The organism is Mycobacterium sp. HUMS_12744610 (assembly GCF_041206865.1).
In the GTDB taxonomy this organism is placed as follows: domain Bacteria; phylum Actinomycetota; class Actinomycetes; order Mycobacteriales; family Mycobacteriaceae; genus Mycobacterium; species Mycobacterium servetii.
The window spans coordinates 939,701-963,867 of sequence record NZ_JBGEDP010000001.1 but is presented as its reverse complement, the minus strand read 5'-3'; the positions used below and the strand labels follow the sequence as shown (position 1 = coordinate 963,867).

Annotated in this window: 18 protein-coding genes and 7 pseudogenes; 8 read left to right on the top strand and 17 right to left on the bottom strand. The window is 64.8% G+C overall.

From position 1 onward, the window contains the following. Positions 1–46 precede the first annotated feature (46 nt). From AB8998_RS04850 to AB8998_RS04840, 3 genes and pseudogenes are all read right to left on the bottom strand, one after another. The gene (locus tag AB8998_RS04850; protein ID WP_369736905.1) at positions 47–1,294 is read right to left on the bottom strand and encodes a tyrosine-type recombinase/integrase; all 1,248 of its coding nucleotides are present in this window, start codon (positions 1,292–1,294) and stop codon (positions 47–49) included. A gap of 97 nt (positions 1,295–1,391) precedes the next feature. Beyond that, entirely contained in the window at positions 1,392–1,919 is a 528-nt protein-coding gene (locus tag AB8998_RS04845) for a hypothetical protein (protein ID WP_224112849.1), read from the bottom strand. Beyond that, a pseudogene (locus tag AB8998_RS04840) lies at positions 1,916–2,416 on the bottom strand (tyrosine-type recombinase/integrase); the annotation flags it as partial. The gene AB8998_RS04845 and the pseudogene AB8998_RS04840, both read right to left, overlap by 4 nt. 150 nt (positions 2,417–2,566) lie before the next feature. Between AB8998_RS04840 and AB8998_RS04835 the strand changes: the two are divergent. The 4 genes from AB8998_RS04835 to AB8998_RS04820 all read left to right on the top strand — a co-directional run bounded on the left by AB8998_RS04835 (position 2,567) and on the right by AB8998_RS04820 (position 6,789). Further along, positions 2,567–3,409: a hypothetical protein gene (locus AB8998_RS04835; protein ID WP_369736904.1), complete on the top strand. Its 843-nt coding sequence runs from the start codon at positions 2,567–2,569 to the stop codon at positions 3,407–3,409. After that, a complete protein-coding gene (locus AB8998_RS04830) occupies positions 3,345–3,716 on the top strand; it encodes a tyrosine-type recombinase/integrase (protein WP_369736903.1) in 372 nt (123 codons plus the stop codon). Before AB8998_RS04835 ends, AB8998_RS04830 begins: the two co-directional genes overlap by 65 nt. Beyond that, positions 3,713–6,202 carry a tyrosine-type recombinase/integrase gene (locus tag AB8998_RS04825; protein WP_007168436.1) on the top strand — a complete coding sequence of 830 codons (2,490 nt, stop codon included), beginning with the start codon at positions 3,713–3,715 and terminating at the stop codon, positions 6,200–6,202. The genes AB8998_RS04830 and AB8998_RS04825 overlap by 4 nt, the downstream gene beginning before the upstream one ends. 68 nt (positions 6,203–6,270) lie before the next feature. Continuing rightward, complete coding sequence (locus AB8998_RS04820; protein ID WP_007168435.1) at positions 6,271–6,789, top strand: hypothetical protein; 519 nt, start codon at positions 6,271–6,273, stop codon at positions 6,787–6,789. 117 nt (positions 6,790–6,906) lie between these two features. Here AB8998_RS04820 and AB8998_RS04815 read toward each other — a convergent pair. Next, positions 6,907–7,485 (bottom strand): annotated as a pseudogene (locus AB8998_RS04815) (tyrosine-type recombinase/integrase); the annotation flags it as partial. Between the two features lie 155 nt (positions 7,486–7,640). Between AB8998_RS04815 and AB8998_RS04810 the strand changes: the two are divergent. Next, a complete protein-coding gene (locus AB8998_RS04810; protein ID WP_042909891.1) occupies positions 7,641–8,876 on the top strand; it encodes an IS256 family transposase in 1,236 nt (411 codons plus the stop codon). On the opposite strand, the pseudogene AB8998_RS04805 reads toward AB8998_RS04810, so the two are convergent. The 13 genes and pseudogenes from AB8998_RS04805 to AB8998_RS04745 all read right to left on the bottom strand — a co-directional run bounded on the left by AB8998_RS04805 (position 8,806) and on the right by AB8998_RS04745 (position 21,172). Then, positions 8,806–9,760 (bottom strand): annotated as a pseudogene (locus AB8998_RS04805) (IS256 family transposase). The gene AB8998_RS04810 and the pseudogene AB8998_RS04805 overlap by 71 nt on opposite strands. Positions 9,761–9,764: 4 nt before the next feature. Further along, on the bottom strand, positions 9,765–10,157 hold the full coding sequence (locus AB8998_RS04800; RefSeq protein ID WP_369736901.1) for a transposase: 393 nt from the start codon (positions 10,155–10,157) through the stop codon (positions 9,765–9,767). Positions 10,158–10,190: 33 nt separating this feature from the next. Further along, entirely contained in the window at positions 10,191–11,318 is a 1,128-nt protein-coding gene (locus tag AB8998_RS04795; protein ID WP_224112882.1) for an integrase, read from the bottom strand. A 140-nt stretch (positions 11,319–11,458) separates the two neighbouring features. After that, the gene (locus AB8998_RS04790) at positions 11,459–11,785 is read right to left on the bottom strand and encodes a helix-turn-helix domain-containing protein (protein ID WP_007168431.1); all 327 of its coding nucleotides are present in this window, start codon (positions 11,783–11,785) and stop codon (positions 11,459–11,461) included. A 29-nt stretch (positions 11,786–11,814) separates the two neighbouring features. Beyond that, a pseudogene (locus tag AB8998_RS04785) lies at positions 11,815–12,405 on the bottom strand (tyrosine-type recombinase/integrase); the annotation flags it as partial. A 7-nt stretch (positions 12,406–12,412) separates the two neighbouring features. Further along, positions 12,413–13,765: an IS30 family transposase gene (locus AB8998_RS04780; protein ID WP_046184758.1), complete on the bottom strand. Its 1,353-nt coding sequence runs from the start codon at positions 13,763–13,765 to the stop codon at positions 12,413–12,415. A 97-nt stretch (positions 13,766–13,862) separates the two neighbouring features. After that, positions 13,863–14,330 (bottom strand): annotated as a pseudogene (locus AB8998_RS04775) (site-specific integrase); the annotation flags it as partial. 422 nt (positions 14,331–14,752) lie between these two features. Further along, positions 14,753–15,511 carry an SDR family NAD(P)-dependent oxidoreductase gene (locus AB8998_RS04770; RefSeq protein ID WP_007168427.1) on the bottom strand — a complete coding sequence of 253 codons (759 nt, stop codon included), beginning with the start codon at positions 15,509–15,511 and terminating at the stop codon, positions 14,753–14,755. 25 nt (positions 15,512–15,536) lie between these two features. Continuing rightward, positions 15,537–16,685, bottom strand: coding sequence for an acyl-CoA dehydrogenase family protein (locus tag AB8998_RS04765; protein ID WP_007168426.1), 1,149 nt, complete (start codon positions 16,683–16,685; stop codon positions 15,537–15,539). Positions 16,686–16,692: 7 nt separating this feature from the next. After that, the gene (locus tag AB8998_RS04760; protein WP_007168425.1) at positions 16,693–17,469 is read right to left on the bottom strand and encodes an enoyl-CoA hydratase/isomerase family protein; all 777 of its coding nucleotides are present in this window, start codon (positions 17,467–17,469) and stop codon (positions 16,693–16,695) included. After that, the gene (locus AB8998_RS04755) at positions 17,466–19,142 is read right to left on the bottom strand and encodes a long-chain-fatty-acid--CoA ligase (protein WP_007168424.1); all 1,677 of its coding nucleotides are present in this window, start codon (positions 19,140–19,142) and stop codon (positions 17,466–17,468) included. The genes AB8998_RS04760 and AB8998_RS04755 overlap by 4 nt, the downstream gene beginning before the upstream one ends. 9 nt (positions 19,143–19,151) lie before the next feature. Further along, on the bottom strand, positions 19,152–20,327 hold the full coding sequence (locus AB8998_RS04750) for a thiolase family protein (RefSeq protein WP_019732177.1): 1,176 nt from the start codon (positions 20,325–20,327) through the stop codon (positions 19,152–19,154). Further along, on the bottom strand, positions 20,324–21,172 hold the full coding sequence (locus AB8998_RS04745) for a CoA transferase (RefSeq protein WP_065517438.1): 849 nt from the start codon (positions 21,170–21,172) through the stop codon (positions 20,324–20,326). The genes AB8998_RS04750 and AB8998_RS04745 overlap by 4 nt, the downstream gene beginning before the upstream one ends. A 97-nt stretch (positions 21,173–21,269) precedes the next feature. Between AB8998_RS04745 and AB8998_RS04740 the strand changes: the two are divergent. The 3 genes and pseudogenes from AB8998_RS04740 to AB8998_RS04730 all read left to right on the top strand — a co-directional run. Continuing rightward, positions 21,270–21,869: pseudogene (locus AB8998_RS04740) on the top strand (TetR/AcrR family transcriptional regulator); the annotation flags it as partial. Positions 21,870–22,314: 445 nt separating this feature from the next. Next, positions 22,315–23,217 carry a metal-dependent hydrolase gene (locus AB8998_RS04735; protein WP_170826078.1) on the top strand — a complete coding sequence of 301 codons (903 nt, stop codon included), beginning with the start codon at positions 22,315–22,317 and terminating at the stop codon, positions 23,215–23,217. A gap of 48 nt (positions 23,218–23,265) precedes the next feature. After that, positions 23,266–24,154 (top strand): annotated as a pseudogene (locus tag AB8998_RS04730) (metal-dependent hydrolase). Positions 24,155–24,167 lie beyond the last annotated feature (13 nt).

Here is a 24,167-nt window from a genome sequence, read left to right as displayed (position 1 = left end):
GGACGCCCTGTCCTGTAGGCGACATGACACCATAGCCAGATCTGCTTCAGCAGGCGACCAGCGGAGACGCGCCCGTCTGATGCAATTTCTGATAGTTGGCGTAATGCCCGGTCATCTGCGCGGAGTCGTGGTCCAGGATGCGTCGCACGACCTCTTGTGGGACGTCGCGGTTGATCAGCCGGGTGCCCAGGGTGTGGCGCCACTGGTGCGGGGTTAGGTGCACCGGCTGGCCGTGCTCGTCACGGATGTCGCAGACGGACAGCCAGCGCAACAGCGCCATCCGGTAGGTGGGGCTGGCGATCGGGTGGGTGCCGTCAATGTTCTTCGTCGGCCGTGGGAACAACACCGGCGTGCCTGCCGGCCAACGCTGGGCGGTGCGGTTGCGATGTTCGGCGGTGAGCTCGCGCAACTGCACGTCGATGGGCACCAACGCGTCGCGTTTCATCTTGTGGTTGAGGTAGCGCAGATACGGAGCACCTTCGGCGTCGGCGACCACACAATCGCGGCGCAGCCGTAGCGCATCGGTGATCCGTAGCCCGCAACGCATCAAGATGATCGTGATCAACCGGTGGGCAGGATCGGTGAATCGGGCGAGGTTGTCGGGATCCTCGAGCTGAGCCATGACCTGTTCGGCCAGTGCCCGAGGCAACCGTTCGTCGCGTTTCGGGTAGTCCTCGGCGAAGAACATCGCGTCTGCGGGAAGGTCTGTGTCCCAACGGTGTTGGCGAACGGCGGCGAAGAACCGGTTGAGCAGCCCGATATGGGTCCCGCGACGTTGGGCACCGATGGAGTCGCCGCGCAGGTTGGCCAGATAGCGCTCCAGCACCGGCCGGTCGATCCGGTCGATGCTCTCGACGCCGATGTCGGCGAGGAACCCGGCGAAGCGGGTGAGCACAACGACCGGCCTGCCGCCGCCGGCTTCCAGGCCCAATCCGGTCGACAGCCGCCACCGGGCCCACCGCTTGGCCAGATCCCGCAGCCACGGCTGCGGAATACCGCCGAACCGCAGCGTGCGGTCTCCGTCGTAGCCGAGCCGGCGCATGCGCCAGACATCGCGCGGGTATTCGGCGTCCCAGCCGCCGGCTTCGGCCAGGTCGGCGATCACCCGGGATGCGTAGCTGAGGAACCCACGGGAGCGAGTGTCATTGATCGTCGACCGAGCCCAGTCGTGCCAGATGTCCTCGTCGTGGTTGAGCAGGGAGCCCACGCCTATTGCGGCCAGTGCCTTCACGACGCGCATGACCACGTCCGGGGTCAGCTTGCCCTGCCGATCGTCGTGACGGCGTTGCAGCACGTACTGCAGTTCCAGCTTCAGCTGACCGGTCAGCCGGTCGAGCCGGATCTGCTCGCTGGCCAGCGGGGTTTCGGCGGCGAAGCGGTCGGCGAACTCGTCAATGTCGGGTCTGCCGTTGACCCTTCCAGGTATTGGTGTGGGTTTGGCAGAACGCAGACGTGCCCTGCGGCCAGAGCTCGCAATGCGGGATGCGGCAGGTCGCGCCCGGCGCTGGCTGCTTGAACGGCTGTGGTTCGGCCAGCCATCCCGCCAGGCTGGGGCGCCCGGCTCGTTCCCATCGTTGCGCGTGCAGCCCGCACATGCCGCCACGGGCAGAGCCGTAACCGCAACCGGGCACCCGGCAGCGCTGGTTGGGTTGTCGCCGCCGCCACCGCGGATCGGTCGACACGGCGAACCGCTCCAGCGACGGACGCCCCTCTTCATGCCACCGTTGCCGATGTCCTTCACACAGGCCGCGTCCACGGGCGGTTCGCTCGCACCCCTCAACCCGGCACTCGGCTCCACCAAACACCGGATCCTCGGGCCCGAATTCCAGTACATTGCTGCGGAATTCGTTGCGGACCTCGGCCATCAGCTTGCCCAGCAGCCCCGACGGGCCGGCAGGCTTGAGCGACGGCGCCCTCACAGCCGCACCTGCCCATCGGTGAACCAACCGGCCTGTTCCATGACCCGCCGAGCGTCCTCCACGGTGAGGTGCCCATACGTCGTGGTCGTCGTCGCCACGTGCGCATGTCCGAGCAGATGCGCGACCACCTCGATGCTGACTCCGTCGCGCAGCAGCCGGGTTGCGGCCGTGTGTCGCAGCCAGTGCGGGTCGAAGTCGATCCCGGTCCGCCGGCGCAGCCGCCGCACCAGGTCATAGACCGCGGCGTAGGTCAGCGGATGCCCCTGCGGACGGCCCCACAGGTTGACGAACACATAGTCGCTGTCCAGATCGCCGTACTCAGTGTGAAGGTAGTCGGCGAACAATCGGATCAACGCGCTGCTGACCGGGATCGTGCGGACGGTCTGTGACTTGGCGCGCGCGCCATTGGCGTTGTCGCGTCGCCGCACCGTTACTTCATGCTCAGCGGAGGCGATGTCGTTGTGCCGCAAACCAAGTACCTCGCCGATCCGCATCCCTTCTCCGGGGTTTCCTGACCTGTTGCGGGACGTTGCTCGATCTACATGATCGGGCGGGTTGCTCGGCGTTTCTCCGGGGGTGTGGTGCTCGTGGCTGGTAGTTGTTTGTGACTGTCGGCCCGAAAGTGAGAGCCCATGCGAGTATTCCCGGTGAGTTTGCCGTCCGGGCAACGGTATTGGACGGTGCTGGATGAGGACCTGCAGGTGGTTGATGTCGCCGATGCGTATCTGCGGCATCTGCGGTTCGGCCACGACGCGGCCGAGTCCACGACGAAGGCGTATGCGCATTCGATCGCGTTGTTCCTGCGCTGGTGTGCCCGGTCGGGCCGGTCCTGGCAGGCCGGTGTGGAGGGTTTCGCGTTGTTCATGACGTGGCTGGCTCACGCCCGGTCATCGGTCGATGACGCCGCGAGCGTGGTGGTGGCCGGACCTGGCGCTGCTGCGGTGCGGGGCCCGTCGCGGATCAACGGGGTGCTGACCGCGGTGCGGGGCATGGTGGTGCACGCGGTGGCGACCGGCCACGGCGCGGCGGGGCTGGTGTCGATGCTGTATGAGGTCGCCGATGACCGGGACCTGCCGGCGGAGGCCCGCGGCGAGGACGGGCGGATGGCGTGGCGGATGCGGGCCCGGCATCGGCTGCGGGAACCGGAGACGACGATCGATCGGGCCAGCGACGAGCAGATCGTCGCGCTGCTGCGGGCGTGCCGGTCGGCGCGGGACCGATTGATCGTGTTGTTGATGGCGCGGGGCGGGTTGCGCCGCGGGGAGGTGTGCGGGCTGCGGCGCAGCGATGTGCACCTGCTGGTGGACTCGCGGCGGCTGGGCTGCGATGTCGAGCGCGCATCTGCATGTGGTGCGCCGAGACGACAACCCGAACCAGGCCTGGGCCAAGTCGCGGCGGGAGCGGGTGGTGCCGCTGGATTTCCTTGTGGTGCAACTGTTCGACGTCTACGAGTTCGAACGCATGCGTGTCACCGGCGCCGCCGACAGTGACTTCGTGTTCGTTAACCTGTTCCGCGGCAGGATCGGTGCGCCGATGCGGCCGGATGCGATCGGCGAGTTGATGGCCGCGGCGTCCCGGCGGGCCGGACTCGACGTCGCGGTGCGGCCCCACCAGTTGCGACATGCCTTCGGCAGCAACGTTGTTGATGCCGGGGCCGGGATCGATGTGGTCGCCGACCTGATGGGCCACGCCGCGGTGTCCTCGTCGCAGGTTTACCTGCATCCGGACTCCTCCCGGCTGCGGGCCGCCGTGGATGCGGTGCCCAGTCCCCGCGAGCAGGCCCAGGTGACCCGGTGACCGCCGTGGGGCTGGCTGAAAGAATCGCGGTCGAGCAGGACTGCGGCGAGTCCCCGCACGTGTTGGACGGGGTCGTGGTGATCGGCACGGCCGCGCGGCTGGCGAGGATGCTCGACCGCAGGTTCTTGGACGAGGCGGGGTGGGATCCGCGGACCAGGGTGTTGTCGTTGCTCGCGGAGCATCGATTGTTGGGCCGGACGGTGTGCCGGGCCGAGGGATGCCAGAACACCGTGCAATCCGGTCTCACGGTGTGTCATCGGTGCTGCACGCGCCTGACTCGGCGGGGAATGAACACGGCCGAGATCGCCGCTGCCGCATGCCTGCCCGCCGAACCCGCGTCCGCGACGCGGTGCGCGGTGCCGGGATGCCGGTGTGTGCCGACGGTGCGGCACGCGGTGTTGTGCGAGCCGCACGCCAAGAAGTTCCGCCTGCGGCGACCGCCGGTGTCGATGCAGCAGTTCCTGGCCGACCCGCGAGTGCGGCCGTTGCCGCCGATGCCCGCGTGCGCGGTGGCCGCGTGCACCCGGCCCGCCGACAGCGCGCGCGGCTACTGCAACACCCACTACCAGCGCTGGCGTAGCGCGCTCGGTACCAACCCTGAGTTCGATTCGCATCGGTGGCAAGCCCAGGAATCGGGTGTGGCCGAGTGCGGGCGGGTGAACCTGCGCGCGCTGCCGGTGCTGGTGGTGGTCGAGGTGCTGTTCGGCGTTCAGCAGCGCGTCCGGGGCGGGGCGAAGATCACCGAGGTAGAGCTGCGGGTGCTCTGCGACGGGCTGCGCCGGCGACAGGCCGCCTCGATCACCACCGACCGGGCCGAGATCACCCGCAACAAGTCCGTGCGGTCGCTGCGGAGCGCCCTGACCCAGCACGTCCGGCGGGCTCTGGCCGATCCCGGCAGCGAACAGGCAAAGGACACATGGGATCTCGCGGTCTTCGGCCATCGCGGGTCTTTGTCGTTCACCGGGATCGGCCAGGCCTGGCTGGCCCAGTCCGTCAAGCGGTGGGCAGCAGAACAACTCCCGCGCCACCGAGGTCGCGGCGCCGCGAGAGTGCGCGGCAAGATCAACGCGCTGCGGCTGCTGTCGGAGTTCCTCGGCCGCAGACCCGATGGTGGACTCGTCGCTTCGGCGTTGGGCCGCAGCGACATCGAGGATTTCCTCAACCGACTCGCTTATCTGGAGTCCGTCGGCGAGATCAGCCGATACCGGCGCAACGGCATCTGCCGTGACATGCGCGAGGTGCTGGCCGGGATCCGCGCCCTCGGCCTGACCCGGCCGGGGCAGACAGCCGCCGGACTGGCCGGCGATTTCGCCATCGAGCGCGGCGATATCCCCGCCGAACCCGAACGCGGCGAACCCGGCCGCGACCTGCCACCGGAGGTCCTGGCCATCCTGTGCGCCCACCTCGATGCCCTCGAACCCGTCGAGGTGCGGGTCGCCACCCAGATCGGCATCGACACCGGGCGCCGGCCCGAGGACATTCTCGCCTTGCCGTTGAACTGCCTGCACCGCGACAAGGACGGATCGGCGGTGCTGGTTTACGACAACGCCAAGGCCAACCGTCTCGGACGGCGTGTGCCGATCGGCGAAGCTACCGCGAAAGTCATTGCCGCTCAGCAGGACCGGGTGCGGGCGATGTTTCCTCACACCCCGCCCGCAGAACTGACACTGCTGCCCACACCACGCCGCAACCCCGAGGGGCGAAAGCCGATCAGCATCGATACGCTCGACAACCGGCACCGCGAGTGGATCTCGACCCTGCCCGTGTTGCGCACCCGCGACGGGGTCGAGGTCGACAAGACCAAGGTCACGCCCTATGCCTATCGGCATTGTTATGCCCAACGTCACGCGGATGCCGGGGTGCCGATCGACGTTCTGGCCGAATTGCTCGATCACCGTAGCTATTCCATGACCCGGCGCTACTACCGCATCGGCGAGGACCGTCGCCGCGACGCCGTCGACACCGTCACCGCGCTCAGTTTCGACCGGCACGGCAACCGGATCTGGCGTGACGCGCGCATGCTGCTGGAATCCGAACGCGCCCGCCACGCCGTCGGCGAGGTCGCCGTCCCCTACGGCACCTGCACCGAACCCACCAACGTCAAGGCCGGCGGCGGGGCCTGCCCGGTCCGGTTCCGCTGCGTGGGCTGCGATCACTTCCGCACCAACATCGCGTTCCTGCCCGACCTGCAGGCCTACCTCGATGATCTGCTACGCACCCGGGAACGGCTGGCCGCCACCATCGACGGGGTCGATGACTGGGCCCGCGCCGATGCCACCCCCACCGACGAGGAGATCACCCGCATCCGGCGGCTGATCAACCGCATCAAAGCAGACGTCGCCGACCTCAACGAGACCGAGCAAGCCCGCATCGACGACGCGATCGCTATCGTGCGCCGTCACCGCGCGGCCCACACCGTCCCGCTGGGCATGCCCAGCCTCACCCCACCCGCACCGACAACCATCGCCTCGGAGGCCACCGCATGACCACCACCGCTACCACGTCGAATCACACACCCGCACAATCCGTCTCGTCGACAACACGCACCCGATCGATGCTTGACGGCCGGCGCGACGACTCGATGCGCCGACGCCGGCGCGTGCTGGCCGCGATCGACCAAGCCGCCGCCGCCGGCGACCGGCTCAGCGCCACCGCGATCGCCCGCGCCGCCGCCGTTGACCGCACATTCCTCTACCGACACCCCGACCTGCTCGAGAAAATCCATGCGCTGCAAGCAGATCCAGTCCCGAGTGAGCACACCGGCCCTGGGGTCACCCGAGCCTCACTGCAGGCCGATCTGCTCGCTGCCCACGAACGCGCCGCCCGGCTCGGCGCGCGCATCCAGCAGCTGGAGAAGCGGCTGTCCGAAGCGCTCGGTGAACAGACGTGGCGCGAGTCCGGGCTCGGCGCCCGCACCGATATCGACGCCCTCCACCAGCGCATCAGCCAGCTCGAGCAGCACAACCTCGACCTTAAGCAACAACTCGACGAACGCGAGGAAGACCTCGCCGCAGCCCGGGCGGCCAACCGCGAACTCATGGCCCGACTCAACACACCAACCCGGCTGCGATGACACGCGCGAGTCTGCTTGCACCACACCTGTTGCGGTGGATAGCATCTCCGACATCAGCTTCTGAGCTGCACAAACTCAGAGAATCACGCTGGCGCACGGGGGCCGAGCCCTGGAGAACATCCCGGTGTCGTAGAGCACGGCGAAGAGCAATCGGTCCCGCAACCGGCCGCAGCCGTCCAGGATCGCCTGCACCTCGTCCGGCGACAGCACCCGCGGCAGCTTCTTCGGCGTCTTCAACGCGATCACCCGCCTCGACCTCGGCGTGCCCTTGCTGATGTGGTGCAGGAACGGCTTCCAACCGCCGCGCGCGCCGCCGACCTGCCACGAGGTCAGCAGCTCACCGACATCCACCCCATCTCGTGCAGCGTGGGTGTAAAACGCCCCGACGGCCGAAAGTTTGCGGTTTACAGTCGATTCCGTGCAATGATGCGGCACCGACGGCAACACCGCGACCTGCCCATGCCGGGCCTGCAGCGGAAGCCGCAGCCAGGCCACGAACTCACCGAGATCGTCGAGCCGAACGCCCCGCCAGTCCAGACCACGCTCGGCGAGAAAACCGAACCAGTCCTTGAGATCGTGCGCGTATGCCTTGACCGTGTTCGGTGATCGCTCGATGTCGGTCAGATACGCCAGATACCGGTCGACCGGCGCTACCGGAGCATCGTCGTCGCCGAGAACGGTCCACGACTCACGCAACGAGACCGGCGAGATAACTCGTGCAATCTGAGTTGCGTCCAGCAGAGTGGTGTACGAGCCGGTGATGACCGGCGTGTCGTAGCCGGATGAATGAAGGTCATCGCGTGATTCTTCGAGGGACCGACCAAAGTCACTCGAGCAAAGGAATCAACGCGATGACCATTGCCCACGATATCGACCTGTCTGCCGTGCTGGCCGAACGACTCACCACCACGCACCCTGATGTGCTGCGCGAGTTGTTGGCCGCCTTCATTCACGCCCTGATGGGCGCCGAAGCCGACGCGGTGTGCGGTGCCGGCTACGGCCAGCGCAGCAGCGAGCGCACCAATTCCCGCAACGGGTATCGGCACCGCGAGTTTGACACCCGCGCAGGCACATTGGATCTGGCGATTCCCAAGCTAAGGCAAGGTTCGTACTTCCCGGACTGGCTGCTGGAACGGCGCAAACGCGCCGAGCGGGCCCTGACCACGGTGGTGGCTACCTGCTACCTGCTGGGCGTTTCGACGCGGCGGATGGACAAACTCGTCGAGACTCTGGGCATCACCAGCTTGTCGAAGTCCCAGGTCAGCGTGATGGCCAAAGAGCTCGACGCCGCGGTCGAGGCGTTCCGGACCCGGCCACTGGATGCAGGCCCGTACACGTTCATGGCTGCTGACGCCCTGGTGCTCAAGGTTCGCGAAGCAGGCCGGGTGGTCAACGTGCACGCGCTGATCGCCACCGGGGTCAACGCCGAGGGCTACCGCGAAATCCTGGGCATCGACGTCACCACCGCCGAGGACGGGGCCGGCTGGCTGACCTTCCTGCGGTCGCTGACCGCCCGCGGCCTATCAGGGGTCCGTCTGGTCACTTCCGACGCCCACGCCGGTCTGGTGGCCGCGATCGGCGCCACCCTGCCTGGGGCATCGTGGCAACGGTGTCGCACCCACTACGCCACCAACCTGATGGCCATCACTCCGAAATCATCGTGGCCGTGGGTACGCACACTACTGCATTCGGTCTTCGATCAACCTGACGCCGGTTCCGTTGCAGCCCAATATGACCGCATCATCGACGCACTGGCCGACAAGCTCCCCAAGGTCGCCGACCACCTCGAAGACGCCCGCGCCGACCTGCTCGCCTTCACCGCCTTCCCCAAACAAATTTGGCGGCAGATCTGGTCCAACAACCCACAAGAACGACTCAACAAGGAAATCCGCCGGCGCACCGACGTCGTCGGAATCTTCCCCGACCGCAACGCCCTAATCCGCCTCGTCGGCGCGGTGCTGGCCGAACAACACGACGAATGGGCCGAATCCCGCCGCTACCTCGGCCTCGACGTCCTCAGCAAATCCCGCGCCGACCACACGCCATCAACAGAACAGGAGGACACCCCGGCGGCACTGACCGCCTAAACCACCAAGTCGAAGAATCACACGACGACGTCGTACACCACGTCCCTGGACTTGACCGCAATCTGCATCGTCCCTCCGCAGGTTCTTGCCTCCTGGACGACTGCAGATAATCACGTCCACCACGCAGAACCTGGGATCTGAACGCCTCGTGTCGGACATCAAGGACACCGCCCGGAGGACTCCAGATAACAATTGCGTTGGTGCTACACAGAACCCGCCGAATCTCGGTGTCGTAATCCAGGAACGGGATGAACTCATTCCAACACGACTGCCACAGTCGGATCAGGGCCGGATATCGGCTGCCCCAGCGGTCGGCGAGCGCCTCGAGCGCCGCTTCTGCGGCCGCCGCTGTCGGGGCGGTGTAGATCGGTTTGAGATCGCGGCGCAGGGCGTCCCAGTGCTGGCGCGGTACGTAGCGGAAGCTGTTGCGGATCAGATGCACGGTGCAGGCCTGCACGATGGTGGCCGGCCACACCTCACCGACAACGTCGGGCAGCCCCTTAAGTCCGTCGCAGATCAAGAAGAACGTGTCGGTGACGCCTCTGTTGCGCAGGTCGGTCAATACGGCGAACCAGAACTTGGCTGATTCCCCGGCGCCGTCGCCGGCCCACAGTCCGAGCACGTCCTTGTGCCCGGCCAGATCGACCCCGATCGCGGCGTAGAACGGTCGGTTGGCGACCTGACCGTCGCGCACTTTCACGCTCAGCGCGTCGATGAAGATTGCGGCGTAGACGGAGCGGCCGCGCGGTCCACTCCGCCATGTCGGCCAGGACCTTGTCGGTGATCCTGCTGATGGTGTCCGGGGAGATCTTGGCGTCGTAGAGCTCGTCGAAGTGGGCGGCGATCTCCCCGGTGGTCAATCCCTTGGCATACAACGACAACACGATCTCATCGACCCGGGTCAACCGGTGTTGATGCTTTCTTGACGATCTGGGGCTCGAAGCTGCCGCCGCGGTCGCGGGGCACGGCGATCTCGACCGGTCCGACCGTGTCGGTCAACACGGTTTTGGTGCGGGTGCCGTTGCGTGAATTCGGCGCCCCCCGCCCGGCCGGATCGTGCTTGTCATAGCCGAGGTGATCGGCGAGCTCCTCTTCCAGCGCGGTCTCGACCACCGTCTTGGTCAGCGCCTTAAGCACCCCGTCAGCGGTATCGGCGAACGACACCCCGCGGGCCTGGGCCGCCCGCACCAGCTCGCGGGCCGTCGCCAGCTCCTCCGGTGTCGGAGAGCTGACCATCACTTCATCATCGTGGACATCGGCTGTTGCTGTCACAGCCCTCATCGTTTCGGTCATCGTGGACCTTCCCCGCCAGGCTCACACCCGGCGTGTCGGGCCACTTACACCGAATTTCGGATACTCCCTCGCGGTGGTGTAGCGCCGCGCGGTGTTGTGGGAGATGCCGAAAACGAGAGAGACAGATGCAGCAGGTCGGGGCCTGCGGTCAGCGCTTCGTGAAGGATTCGGTCGGCACGGATGCGTTCGATCGTGAACCCATTGTCGCTCAACGATTGTTTCACCGATGTTTGACTCACCGGCGTTGTGCGCAATGCAGTTTTCGTCGTGAGTAGAACGTGCCGGTTCGGAGTGTGGGGCCATCTGTCCCGGCGGTGGTCGAGCCATGTGATCAGCGCTCTGTGGGTGAGCTCGCCGAGCCGTTGGTTGTCCAGCAAGGGTGATCCGCCGGTTCGGCAGGTCAATGTCGTCGAGCACCAGTTTGCGTATAACGCTTGTGCGGCAGGCATGTTCGACGCTCAATGCCACAACTAGGCGTGCACGCGGTTCGCTCGCGAGCTGTTCGATCGAGCGCACCTCATCATCGGTGATGGGCACGAGGTCTTGGTCTACTGGTTGGCTCTTCAAACCCGCTGTTGGGTTGCTGAAGACCAGACCATTCTTCTTGGCGTGCCGGAACAGCGACCGCAGCGCCTTGATCAGATTGTGGCACTGGTTTCCCTGAAACGGCCGCAGCGTCGCGTCGACGTCGGCCCTGGTGACCTCCCTGAGATGGTCGTAGGAGGTGGACCAGTGCGCGAGAAGGGGCCTGACCGCGCCGAAGTAGCTGTAGAGGGTCCTGGGCGATCGTGGGCGAGCACGTGCGCCGCCGACCAACAGGGTAAGGAGCCAGTGGTGCGACGGCTCGGCGAACCCTGGCGGAAGTTCCGCGGTGACGCGGTCGATCCAGGCACGGATCGGAGGTTCGGTGTCGTCTGTCAGCAGGTCGAAGTGGGAGAGGATTTCGACAAGCCTGCGACGGGACGCGAGCCGATGCGGCCGTGTTCGAACCTCTTTGAGCGGCACGCGATCACCGGGGGGCCGACCGGCCAGAAGGGTGACCAGGGCGTCGAGGCATCGGTTTGTGGTCTCACCGCACCAATCGTGGGCGGCAGCGCGTTCCCGGGCGTATACCGCAGCGGCCACGAGCACGGGGTCGTCGGATTCCAAGGCTGGATGCCGCCGGGGCGGGCGAGCAGGCAGTCCCGCCTTTCCGCGATAGTAGTGCGCTTTTTTTGAACAGCTTCTGCCGCAGGATTTTTGGTCGCGGCGACCGTTGGCTGGCAGTTCGGCTCCGCATTGCAGGCAATTCATCGCGGCGGCAGCGACCTTCCCGTCCGAGCGCGCGGGGTGACGGGACGTGCCTCACCGGCCGCAGCGGCGGCCTCCTCGCTACCCTTCGGCGTGGGTGCGGCCACGGTTTCGGGCTCGGGGATCAGCAGTTCGTCGATGGCGCAGTCGAGCACGGCGCAGAATACATCGAGATCGTGGAGCTTGATGGCGTTGGGGTTGCCCGACCACAAGCCCGACATCTTGCCGGCGCTGATCACCAGGCCGCGCTCGGCCAGCATCCGTTGGAGTTCGCTGGCCTTCCAAATGCCGCGGTTGGCCGCGGTCAGGCGTAGATTCCACTTCATTGAGCCAATCCTTAAGTTCGTAGGTGCAGTTACTTCGTGTTGTTACGTTGTGCTGTGACCCAGGCATCTTCGACGTGGGTGGCGTGGACGTGGATATATCGAGCCGTCGTGGCCGTCCAGGCGTGACCACATAATTCCTGGATGGCGAACAGGTTCATTCCGCCGAGGTAAAGCTGGGACGCGCAGAAGTGCCGCAGCACATGCGGGGTCAGCTTCCCCGACCACGCAGGCAGATGCCGGTCCGCCGCCTCCGCCAACGATCGGCGATAGACGTCAGCTGTCGCGCGCATGCACGTCCCGTCGATGTTCTTGCGTTCGGACGGAAACAGTGGCGCGGCATGGCTATTCGGGTCGATATCGAACAGTCCAAGCACGTCTTCGATGAACCATCTCAGGCTGCGGTCGGCGCCGTTGATCAGCGGCACCAGTCGCGGTTTGGGGCCTTTGCGGCGTGATCCCTTGCCGTGACGGACGTTCAGCTTGCCGAACCGCCCCAGCTCCCACCGCACATCGTCGAGGTCGAGCATCCGCGCCTCGTTGATGCGCAGTCCCACGTCGGCCGCCAGCCGGGCGACCGCGTAGTTGCGGGCGGCCGGGGCGAACTTGCGGCAGGTGACCAGGCTGGATTCAATCGGTCGTTGCAACACCGGCTTGCTGAAGTGAGTGTAGGTGTTCGTTGAACGCTTCGGCCGGGGTGCGCCATCCGAGGGTCTTGCGTGGTCGGGTGTTGAGGGTGTGAGCGATCGCCGCGATGTCGTCGGCGTTCCACCGGGATAGGTCGGTGCCCTTCGGAAAGCATTGGCGCAACAGGCCATTGGTGTTCTCATTCGTGCCACGCTGCCACGGACTCTTCGGGTCGGCGAAGTACACCTTGACCCCGGAGGCGATCGAGAACTGGGCATGCGCCGACAGTTCCTTTCCCCGGTCCCAGGTCAGCGACCGGCGCAGTTCCTCGGGCAGCGAGGTGATCGTCTGCGCTAGGGCGTTGGCCATCGTGAGGGCGCCGTAGCCGGCCAGAGCCGGCCCGTTCTTGGTCCGCGGAATCAGCCCGTATCCGGCCTCCCGCGGAAGATGGATCAACATCGTGAACCGACTGCTGCGCTCGACCAGCGTGCCGATCGCGCTGCGCTGCAACCCGATCAGCAGATCTCCCTCCCAGTGTCCCGGGACCGCGCGATCAGCGACCTCCGGCGGCCGAGCGCTGATCAACGTCTCCGGCGTGACGTGCGCCCACGCTTTCTGCCGAGACCGTGCCCGCGGCACCCGCAATGCCCGACCCCGGCGCAGGCAGGTGATTAAGTCCCGCTTGAGCGCACCGCGGCTTTGCACGTAGAGCGCTTGGTAGATGGCCTCGTGGCTGATCCGCATGGATTCATCATCAGGGAAGTCAAGCTTGATCCGATGGGCGATCTGCTCAGGACTCCATGCTGTCACCCAGGCCCGATCCCCTCGGTGCGGCTTGTTGCGTCCCTTCCACGGCGTCGCGGCCGGACCAGCCATGATCTGCCCGTAAGCGCCACGAACGACACCGGAGAGCTTGTCCTGGACGTACTGGCGCAGCCGGTCGTTGCCGACCAGCTTGGCCGTCTTCGGGCGCCTCGCCCGCCTTTCGGCATGCCACTGCGCGACCGAGGCCTTGTAGTCGAGCCGATACGTGCGCGTCGAGGCGTTACGGCGCAGCTCACGCGAGATGGTCGACGGCGCCCTGCGCAGCCTCCTGGCTATCTCGCGCACTCCGGCACCATGGGCACGCCATAAAGCGATGTCTTCGCGCTCATTCGAGGATAGGTAGCAGCCCGAAACAGTTTCTGGCAAGCGTGGATTCACGCCGCCAGCATGGCGGAACCAGCGGAACCCGACCGGCGAAGACACGCCCGCTTCGGTAGCGGCGTCCTCGGTCATCGCTCCGGCAGCGATCCCCGCCCAGAACCGGACCCTGTCCTGCCGCCAGGCCACCGACGGCCGCCCCGGGGAGGGCATCTGCCCCCGATACGCACGAACCTCCAACTGCCGCTTCCCATACGCCACCACACACCTCCGAGGAATCGAGGTGTTGCAACGACCGATTGAATCCAGCCAGTTCCTGGCGCCACCCGGCGAACAGCTGCTCCACCTCGTCGGCGGTCGGAGGGATACGCAGCTGCGGATCGACCGAGGCTCGCGGCCGGTTGATCTCGTCCAGCGGGCACTCGACGACCCGACCTGTCATGTTGTGCAGGTCGATCTTGTGCCGAAGCTCCAAGAACTGGAAGTACACGGTCAGTGCCGCCGCCCGCCCGGTGCGAGTCGAGGGGTTGGCGTCGCGCAGCACCTTGCCGAAATAGACGTCGACATCGGCGGGCCGCATCTCCCACAGCGGCCGGCCGAACCAGTCGTGGATCAGCTCGAGGTGGTTGATGTCGTTGCGGATCGTGCTGTCGACCAATCCGGCCGACGCCCGTGCCAGCACGAACCCGGCCAACACATCGGTCTCGAAGTCGGCAAGCTCCTCCTCGCTCGCCGGTACTCGATGTTCCCGCAGATCGCGGACCACAGCCAGAGCCAACCCACGCCTCCTCGACTTCACCTAAAGTGAAGAAACATCATCTGATCAACTATTCAGTCAGCAAGAATGATGCCGGTTCATCAGAGAGTTTTGATGGAGGGACACGCCAACAACGGCTGTTCCAGGCGTTGAAAGGGCTAACGGGCGATACCCGTGGGCTCAGGAACTCGTCGACTGTTGGCTAACGTGACTAAGCCTCTCTCTCTCCGACTCCGACTCGGAGTGACGAAGACGAAACTGCGTTCACGCTCGTTGCGCATCTTGCAACGCAGTGCCTGGCCCACCGATGCCACCACCCGCCGCTCGCTCAGCCGCGATTTTCCGTGTTCGTTCACATGGTCGACGACGACGCGGACACTGTCCTGCACGTTGATTCTCTCCTGGAGTTGTGGGATCCAATCAGCAACTCTGACGGCCGGACATCACCTCGGAGGCATCCGTACTGCGCCATCGAGACGGATCGTCTCGCCGTTGAGCATCGGATTCTCAACGATGGCTACGACCAGGTGTGCGTACTCGGCAGGATCACCGAGTCGGTTTGGGTGCAACGTCAGCGCCTTGAGAGCGGTTAGCGCAGCCTCTGGAAGTGAGTTGAGAAGCGGGGTTTCGAACAGCCCCGGAGCGATCGTGTTGACCCGGATCAAGTACGACGACAGATCACGCGCGATCGGCAGCGTCGCCGCCATCACACCTCCCTTGGAAGCGGAGTAGGCCGCCTGCCCGATCTGGCCGTCGAAGGCCGCGCCGGAGGAAGTGTTGACGATCACGCCACGCTCGCCGCCGACGGGGTCGTTCTGCGACATTGCGTATGCGCCCAGGCGCACGACGTTGAAGGTCCCGATCAGGTTGATCTTGATTACTTTCTCGAACGCGTCGAGCGGGAAAGGGCCCTTCTTGCTGACGGTCTTGGTGCCATCGCTGACGCCGGCGCAGTTGACGATGATACGCAATGTCTTGTCCGCGTTGGCGATCTCGATGGCCCTGGTCACTGCATCCTCGTCGGTGACGTCGGCGGGCGCGAACCGGACGGTGTCGCCGAGGAGGCTTAGCGCGTCCGTGTTTGCATTGGGCAGGTCGACGGCGACCACCCGCGCTCCGGACCGCGCCAGCGTCTCCACCGTCGCCAAACCGAGCCCGGACGCGCCACCGGTGACGACCGCGCTGCTAGCTGCGATGTCCATTCGGCTGCTCCTTTTGTGTGTCTGTCTACAGGCTTCGCGCGATCAGCACCTTCATGATCTCGTTGGTGCCGCCGTAGATCTTCTGCACCCGAGCCGCCGCATACATCTGCGCGATCGGGTATTCCATCATGTAGCCGTATCCACCGAAAAGCTGCAGGCACTTGTCAGTGACCTCTACTTGTTTGTCAGATCCCCACATCTTGGCTATCGATGCGGTTGCGGCATCGAGTTTTCCGTCGAGGTACCGGCCGGTGCAGTAGTCGATCAGCGCCTTGCCGGCCAGCACCTCCGCCTTGCATTCGGCCAGCACGAACTTGGTGTTCTGGAAGGCGAGGAGGGGCTTGCCGAACGCGGTGCGCTCCTTGACATAACGGATCGTCTCTACTACCGCCGCCTCCGCCATCGCGATCGCCTCGACCCCGATGGTCAACCGCTCGCGCGGAAGTTGCTCCATCAACTGGGCGAAGCCCTTGCCCTCAACGCCGCCGAGCAGGTTTGCGGCCGGCACCCGCATGTCGGTGAACGCAAGCTCCCGGGTGTCCTGGCCGTGCTGGCCGACCTTCTCCAGAACCCGGCCGCGCTGGAAACCCGCCAGCCCTTCGGTTTCGGCCACCATCAGCGACAGTCCGGACTCAGTTTTGGCCACGATCACCACCAGGTCGCAGTGGGAACCGTTGGAGATGAAGGTCTTCGAGCCGTTGATGACGTACTCGTCGCCGTCGCGAACCGCGGTGGTGCGAATCGACTGCAGGTCTGACCCGGTGCCCGGTTCGGTCATCGCGACGGCGATCACCATCTCCCCGCTGACCATCTTCGGGATCCAGCGCTTCTTCTGCTCCTCGGAGGCATACTCGGCGATGTAGTGGGAAGCCAGCGTCGAATGCACGGAGAAACCGAACGCGGTGTCGTGCGCGTAGGCGCGCTCCTGCATCACCACCGCCTCGTGACCGAAACTGCCGCCACCACCGCCGTATTGCTCGGGCAGGTCGAGGCCCAAAAGCCCGGCAGCGCCGGCTTTGTTCCAAAATTCTCGGTCCACCTTCTGCTGTTTCGCCCACCTGGCTTGGTTGGGAGTCGCTTCCTTGCGGAAGAACTCGGCGGCGTGCTTGCGCAGGAGTTTTTGATCCTCGGTCTCCCACGGAACGACGTAGTCCGGGAATAAGAGTCCGGGCATGCTTTACCTACTTTCCGGTGAACTGGGGCGCGCGCTTGGCGAGGAATGCCGCCTGGCCCTCGTGACTGTCGGCGGAATGCACCGCCACGTAGAAATTCCGTTTCTCGTGTTCGAGTCCCTGCGTCAGTGATGTCTGAAACGCGTGCACAGCGGCATCCTTGGCCAGCGCCACCGCTAGCGGGGAGTTCGTCGCGATCCGTTGCGCCATCGCCAGCGCCCGTGGCACGGCCTCGCCGTCGGCGACGACTTCGGCTACCAACCCTGCATCGCACGCCTCCTGGGCCTTGATGGAATCGCCCGTCAAAAGCATTGCCATAGCCTTGGATTTGCCGATCGCCCGAATGAGGCGTTGAGTTCCGCCAGCGCCAGGGATTGCGCCGATCTTCACCTCGGGAAGTCCGAATTGGCCCGACTCGCCGGCGATGACAATGTCGCAGGCCAACGCCAGCTCACAGCCGCCCCCGAGTGCGTATGTCTCGACCGCGGCGATGACCGGCTTCGGAAACGCAGCCAGTATCGACCAGAAGCTCTCATTGGACTCTCCGGTGACCAGTGGCCGGGCCCGGATCTCGTCGAACGCCGTGATGTCGGCGCCGGCGCAGAACATGCCGTGGGCGCCCGCGATGACCACGGCCAACACGGCCGTGTCGGACCGCAACGCCGCCAGCTCGGCCCCCATCGCGCCCAACAGCTCGTCGTTGAGGCTGTTCTTCGACTTCGGGCGATTGATCTCCAGCAGGGCCACCGCACCGTCGCGAGTCGATCGCAAAATTTGTTTGTTCACGTGACCGCATCCCGGTAAACGTCGGCGTGTTCGGCCCGCAGGATCTTCTTGTCCAATTTGCCGACACTGGTGCGCGGCAACGCCTCGACGAAGAGAACCGCGTCGGGCATCTGCCACTTGGCGAACTGCCCCTGCAGACAACCGACGATGTCATCGCGGGTCAGCACGCCACCTTCGACGGGCACGACGATGGCCAGCGGACGTTCCTGCCACTTCGGATGGCTGATCCCCACAACCGCGGCCTCCTTCACCAGCGGATGTCCGACGATGGCGTTCTCCATATCGATAGAGGAAATCCATTCACCGCCGCTCTTGACTACGTCCTTGAGGCGGTCGGTGAGCTTGAGATACCCGTTCGGGTAGATTGTGCCGACATCGCCGCTGCGCCAGTAACCGTCGAGGAAGCGGTCGGCGTTGTCGTCGTCGTCGAGCTGGTGGTATCGCTCGATGACCCAGGGCCCACGCATCAGTACCTCGCCGACACTCTTACCGTCGTGCGGCAGGTCATTGCCGTTGTCGTCGACGATCCGGATGTCGATACCGGAAGCGGGCAGCCCTTGAAAACGCTTGAAATCCCATTTCTCGTCGTCGGTGATCGTGCCCTGCAGGGACGGTTTGATGCCCATGTTCATCGTGATCAGCGGCGTCGTCTCGGTCGCACCGTAGCCCTGCACAAAATCGGCGCCGGTGAGCTCGTGGAAATCGCGCATCAGCGACTTCGCCGGCTCGGTCGCACCGGACAGCAGTCTCGTCCTGCTGAAATCTGGCTTCACAGCAAGGGTCTTGATGTAGTCCAGCATCGGCTGGAAAATCGCCGGTGCGCCGTTCGCGACGGTCACATTCTCCGCGATCATCACGTCGACGAGCATTTGCGTGTTCTCGGCCAGGTAGCGGCCGGGTAGGATCACCTTCGCCGCGGTCCACATCGCGGTGTGCGGAAGCCCCCACGACTGGCCGTGAAACATCGGGGTGATGAGCATCGCGGTGTCCTCGCGACGGAGATTGATCGCTGCTGCCATCGCCATCGCGTGTAGGTAGCTGCCACGATGCGAGTAGTAGACGCCCTTCGGCCGACCCGTCGTTCCCGATGTGTAACACGCGCTGTAAGCAGAGGTTTCGTCGATGACCCGCCAGTCGATCTCGGTGTCGGACTCGGCCATCAGGTCCTCGAGGTGAAAGACGTTTTCCAGCGTGGTGTCGATCTCGGTGAGCGGCTTATCCGACATTACGATCCAGCCCTTGACCTTCGGCACGTGTGGAGCCAACGCCTCGGCGACCGGAAGGAGTGTCTCGTCGACCAGGATCCATTGCGCCTCGGCGTGGTCAGTGACGTAGCTCAGGTCTTCGGTGGCCAGCCGCAGATTCATCTGCAGCATCACCGCGGCGATGCCGGGAATGGCCCAGCTGAGCTCAAAGTGCCGCTTGCTGTTCCAGTCGAGCACTCCGACTGTGTCGGCCGGGCCGATCCCTATTCCTCTGAGCGCGTTCGCCGCCCGCTTGACCCGAACGTACAAGTCTGCGTAGGTGTACCGCTGCCAGTCGCCCTCCGTGGTGCGGTAGACGACCTCTTGCTCGGGATAGGTGCGCGCCGCATGTCTGATCAGGTTGGTGGTGTTGAGCTGGTAGTGGTCGCCGTGCGTCGACGGCACGCCCTTCACGATTTCCCTGACCATGTCTGTGCCTTAGATTCGTTCGATGATGGTGGTGTTGGCGGTTCCGCCGGCCTCGCAGATGGTCTGCAGGCCGTAGCGCTGTCCGGTGCGCTCGAGTTCGCACAGCAGATCGGTGAGCATGCGGGCCCCGGTCGACCCGAGCGGATGCCCGATTGCGACCGAGCCTCCGTTGACGTTGAGCTTGTCATCGGGAATGCCGAACTCGCGTTGCACCATCAGCGGCACCCCGGCGAAGGCCTCGTTGACCTCGAACAAGTCGATGTCGCTGACACTCAGGTTGGCGCGCTCGAGCGCCCTGTGGGTGGCGTCCAGTACCGCGGTGAACTGCAGTACCGGGTCCGCCGCGGCGACCGTCATCGCCAGGAACCGCGCCCGCGAAACCAGCCCGCTGCGTTCTGCGTAGCCACGCTCGGCGATCAGCAACGCCGCTGCCCCGTCGCTGATCTGGGAAGAATTGGCCGCGGTTGTGCGGCCGTCGGCCGCGAAAACAGGCTCCAGCGACGCGATCTTCGCCGGATCCAACTGCTCACGGATTCCTTCGTCGGCACTGACGGGCGCCGCCGACGGATCCAGCGGATCGACGGTGATCGGCACCAACTGCGCGCGAAACTTTTTCGCCCGGGTCGCGGCGAATGCTCGCTCATGGCTTCGGATACTGAATTCGTCGAGTTCCTCGCGAGAAATACCGAACTTGGAGTTCAGCAACTCCGACGCCGCCCCTTGCGCCACCAAGTTGTCGTCGTAGCGGGCCAACTCCACGGGCGAGTACTGCGGACCGAGCGGCGCGCCCGGCATGAACGACGCAGGCATCGGCACCTGCGACATCGACTCCACACCGCACCCAATCGCCAGCTCGTAGATGCCCGCGGTGACGCCGAATGCAGCGAAGTTGACCGCCTGCTGACCGGACCCGCATTGGCGATCAATGGTGACCGCCGGCACCGATTCGGGTAGACCCGCAGCCAGCACCGCGTGCCGCCCGATATTTCCGGACTGGTGCTCATGCTGCATCGCACAGCCGACGATGACGTCATCGATGTCTTTGGCATCGATCGCACTGCGCTCCACCAGGTTTCGCAAGGTGTGACCGAGCAAGTCGGCCGGATGCCACCGGCTCAAAGCGCCACCTCGTTTACCCACCGGCGTGCGCACCGCCCCGACAATCACTGCTTCGCGCGCGTTCAATGTTCCACTCCTTGTTCCGGTGTACGAATTCCAACGATGGGGATGTCAACCGTCTCGGCGACTTCTTCCCAGTGGCGCGTGCTTTGTCCGGCAAAGACTCGTGCGAGATCCTCGTGGGTATCTGCTGCGCCCAGGACCTCGAGGGTCCGCTTCTGGAAATGCGGTTCGATTGCGCCCAGGGCGATATAGCCGTCGGCACTGGCGTAGATCCCGTAGGTCGGAGTCGCGCCACCGAGCGGGTCGCCGGGCCCTGCGACGCCGTACCGCACGGCTGCGCCGGCGTCGGCTGCGGCGTCCGCCAGTACGATCCGGACGTGTTGGCCGGCACCGGAATTCGGCCTATCAAGCAGCGCCAACAGGGCCCCGGACACGGCACGTTCGGCACCCAGGAGGTCCACGACCGGAACCGCCGGCATCAACGGGGGCTGCAGGGTGCCGTGCGTGGCCTGATAGGTCAGGTCGTGGCCAGGACGCTCCTCGAGGTCACCGTCGTAGCCCACGATTTCGACGTGACAGAGCCCCGGATACCTGACATGCGCGTCGTCGAGCCCGAGCCTGCGTAGCGCCGAAGGGCGCATGGCGGTGAGCAACACATCGGCGGAAGTCAGCTCGACGTCCAGCTTGGCGCGGTCGCCGGCGTCCTTGAGGTCCAGAACCAAGACCGTCTGCTTGCTGGCGAGCTCTGCGTACCAGCCGGGCGCGACCGCGGCCAAGGGATCTCCGGTAGGGGGCTCCACCTTTGTTACCGACGCGCCGAAGCGCGCCAGCCGTGCCGCCGCGAGCGGGCCCGGGATGTTCACCGCAAGCGACACGATGCGAACGCCGTTCAGACTGCCCTGCACCATGTGGTCCTTCAATTGATACCGTACGACTGTACAGGAAGCTTCCTATCTGTACAAGAAGTGATGTTCACTGTACACTTGCCCGGAACGAAGGAGACGCATGGGACCGTTCGCCGATCCACGCGCAGGCGCAGACGACCTGACCGCGAAGGCGCGCATTCGCAACGCCGCGATGGACCTGTTCGCGGAGTTCGGGGAGGACCGCACGTCGATGCGAAATATCGCCTCGAGAGCCGGCGTCACGGTCGGGCTGGTTGTCCACCACTTCAAGACCAAGGACGGAATCCGCCGCGCCGTTGAACAACTCGTCGTCGACTACTTCGCGCAGACGATCGCGCAGGTCCCCGTTGATGGAACACCAAGACAAGTCGCCACGGCGCGTGACGTGGCTGTGAAGGAGATGCTCGAATCGAACCCAGCCGTCGTCAACTATCTGCGCCGCGCGCTACTGGACCCCGCAGGGTCTAAAGGCCAACTGCTCCAGCGATTGACAGAGCTGACCCGAACGGAGCTCATCAAAGCCCGCGACGCCGGTATCGCAAATGCGGAGCGAAGCGGATCCACCCAGATCATCGACATCATGGTCCGACAGCTGGGACAGCTCTTCCTGCAACCGATGATCGACACCATGTGGGATCAAGTCTCCCGCCCAGACGAGTCAGACGACGACAAACCGACACTGCACGTCGCCGTTCGCTCCAGTGGCCCAGCACCTTCAGCGCGTCATAGGAATACTTCGGCTTGCGCTGCCGGCGAGGTCGTTTGGCGACCTGCCGGCCCGCTCCCGGCGGCCGGGCCGCGGCCGTCAACCGGCGCCGAGCATTGTCACGCGACCAGCCGGTGACCTCCACCACCTGATCCAGAATCTGCCCCTTATTCGCCTTCGACGCCTTCACATACGCCTTGGCGAACTTCGCGGTGATCTCGGCACGAGACGACATCGACAGCCCACTCTCCATGCCTGGCGGGGATCACCGTTTCGCGGGCATTCTTACGTGATGCACCGAGGGCGTTTCGCGGGCACTTTTCGTGATGCTTGCCGGATGCTTGCCGACCTCGTGGATCCGCAGTAGCGTGGTTCCAACACCTAGTACTATTGGTACCTGGAACTACACGTCACACGTTCAAGGAAGGGGCTAGCATTCATGGCGAGTGACCACGCAAGGCAAGAGGCAAAGTCGGTGACCGCAGCGAGCGCTGGATCCCGTTATCCGAGGACCCGACGGATAAGCTTTCCGTTTGGCGGCGACGGCGGCACACACGGCAAGTACTTCGTCAACGACGACATCGTGTTCAGCCACTTCGTGGCGAACCTATCGGGTGCGTTCCCGTCAGGGGAGGAGTTGTTTATTCGGTCGGTGCGTCGATTCTCAGATGAGGTCACCGATCCCACGTTGAAGAAACGGGTGGCGGGCTTCATCGGCCAGGAATCGGTCCACGGACAGCAACACCGCCTGCTGAACGAGAAACTCATCGACATGGGTTACCCGATCGCTTGGTGGGATTCGAAGAAGTTTAACGACTGGGTCAAGCGACTGGAGGAGCGGCTGCCTGCGCGGCTACCCCTGGCGGTAACAGCAGCTGCAGAACACTTCACCGCCGTACTTGCTGAGCGCACGCTGGGCGAAGAGGAAATCCAGGCGATTCCGGGCGAGTTGCAGGTGTGGAACGTGCTGAACTGGCATGCCGTGGAGGAACTTGAGCACAAATCGGTCGCATTCGATGTCTTCCGCACGGTGGCGGGAGGTACGGAGCGGATGCGCAGGAGTGTGATGGCCGTGATGATTCCGACCCTGCTTCTCCTCATAGCCGTCACATTGGTTTACTCGCTGGCGCACGACCCGGATGGGCGTCGTCAGCCGCTACGGGTGATACGGGAGGCCTATCGGCTGTACCGTGGCCCCATCTTCCGGGGTTTGATCCCAGACCTTACGAAATATCTGCGACCGGGATTCCATCCTGACGACATCGACACGAACGCGTTGTTGGAGCACTGGCAAGAGGAACTCTTCGGCACCGACGGAGAACTCGTCGGCTACCTGAAGTGATTGCGAACATCCACAACAAAAGGGATTGCCATGGTAGCTAGTCAGGCAATGGCTGCGAAAAGCGGAACAGCAGCCGAAAAAGTAGCCGAGAGTACGTATCCTAAGGCTCGGCGGATTCGGTTTTGGTTCGGCGATCCCGAGCCGATGGACCACCATTTCGTTGAGGGCAATATCGTGTTCAGCCACCTTGTGGCGTTGCTGTCCGGCGTGTTTCCGCCAGGTGAGGAGTTGTTTATCCGGTCGGTTCGGCGCTTTGCCGATCAGATGACCGATCCGGTACTGATGAAGCGGGTGGCCGGATTCATTTGGCCAGGAGTCGGTGCACGGCCAGGAACACCGCCGGCTCAACGAGAAGCTCATCGAGATGGGCTACCCGATTGTCCGGCTGTTTATGTTCCCGCATGACAGCCGCCGGGAGCGGTTGATCGTGCGAATTGAGAACCTGCTGCCAGCGCGGGTACCCCTGGCGGTCACGGCGGCGGCCGAGCACTACACCGCGACACTGGCTGAGCGCATGCTGGGCGAAGAGATACAAAAGATTCCTGGCGATCCCGAGGTGCGAAACCTGCTCAACTGGCACGCGGTGGAAGAGCTGGAACATAAGTCGGTGGCGTTCGACGTCTACCGGGCCGTCGATGGGCCGGAGTGGCTCCGGATCGGGGTGATGGCGGTGCTGTACATCCTGACGATCCCGGTGGTGTCGATCGGGGTGCTGTTGTCTATTTTGGCCGATCCGCGGGGATGGCGCCCGATCAAAGTGGCGCGTCAAACGCGTGCGGTGTTCCGGGACCCGTTGGTGCAGGGGCTGATGGCCGATCTGCGCATGTACCTAAAGCCGGGCTTCCATCCCGACGACATCGACACGACCGCGCTGGTGCAGCAGTGGCGGCAGGAGCTGTTCGGCGACGACGGTGCCCTTGTCGGTCATCTCAAGTAGCAGGAAGGCCATG

Bases quoted from the DNA above. Each gene is read 5' to 3' on its own strand.
- AB8998_RS04780 (WP_046184758.1), bottom strand. From the start codon at position 13,765: ATGCCCTCCCCGGGGCGGCCGTCGGTGGCCTGGCGGCAGGACAGGGTC.
- AB8998_RS04800 (WP_369736901.1), bottom strand. From the start codon at position 10,157: ATGAGGGCTGTGACAGCAACAGCCGATGTCCACGATGATGAAGTGATG.
- AB8998_RS04745 (WP_065517438.1), bottom strand. From the start codon at position 21,172: ATGGTGCAGGGCAGTCTGAACGGCGTTCGCATCGTGTCGCTTGCGGTG.
- AB8998_RS04735 (WP_170826078.1), top strand. From the start codon at position 22,315: ATGGCGAGTGACCACGCAAGGCAAGAGGCAAAGTCGGTGACCGCAGCG.
- AB8998_RS04765 (WP_007168426.1), bottom strand. From the start codon at position 16,685: ATGCCCGGACTCTTATTCCCGGACTACGTCGTTCCGTGGGAGACCGAG.
- AB8998_RS04790 (WP_007168431.1), bottom strand. From the start codon at position 11,785: ATGAAGTGGAATCTACGCCTGACCGCGGCCAACCGCGGCATTTGGAAG.
- AB8998_RS04770 (WP_007168427.1), bottom strand. From the start codon at position 15,511: ATGGACATCGCAGCTAGCAGCGCGGTCGTCACCGGTGGCGCGTCCGGG.
- AB8998_RS04810 (WP_042909891.1), top strand. From the start codon at position 7,641: ATGACCATTGCCCACGATATCGACCTGTCTGCCGTGCTGGCCGAACGA.
- AB8998_RS04820 (WP_007168435.1), top strand. From the start codon at position 6,271: ATGCTTGACGGCCGGCGCGACGACTCGATGCGCCGACGCCGGCGCGTG.
- AB8998_RS04755 (WP_007168424.1), bottom strand. From the start codon at position 19,142: ATGGTCAGGGAAATCGTGAAGGGCGTGCCGTCGACGCACGGCGACCAC.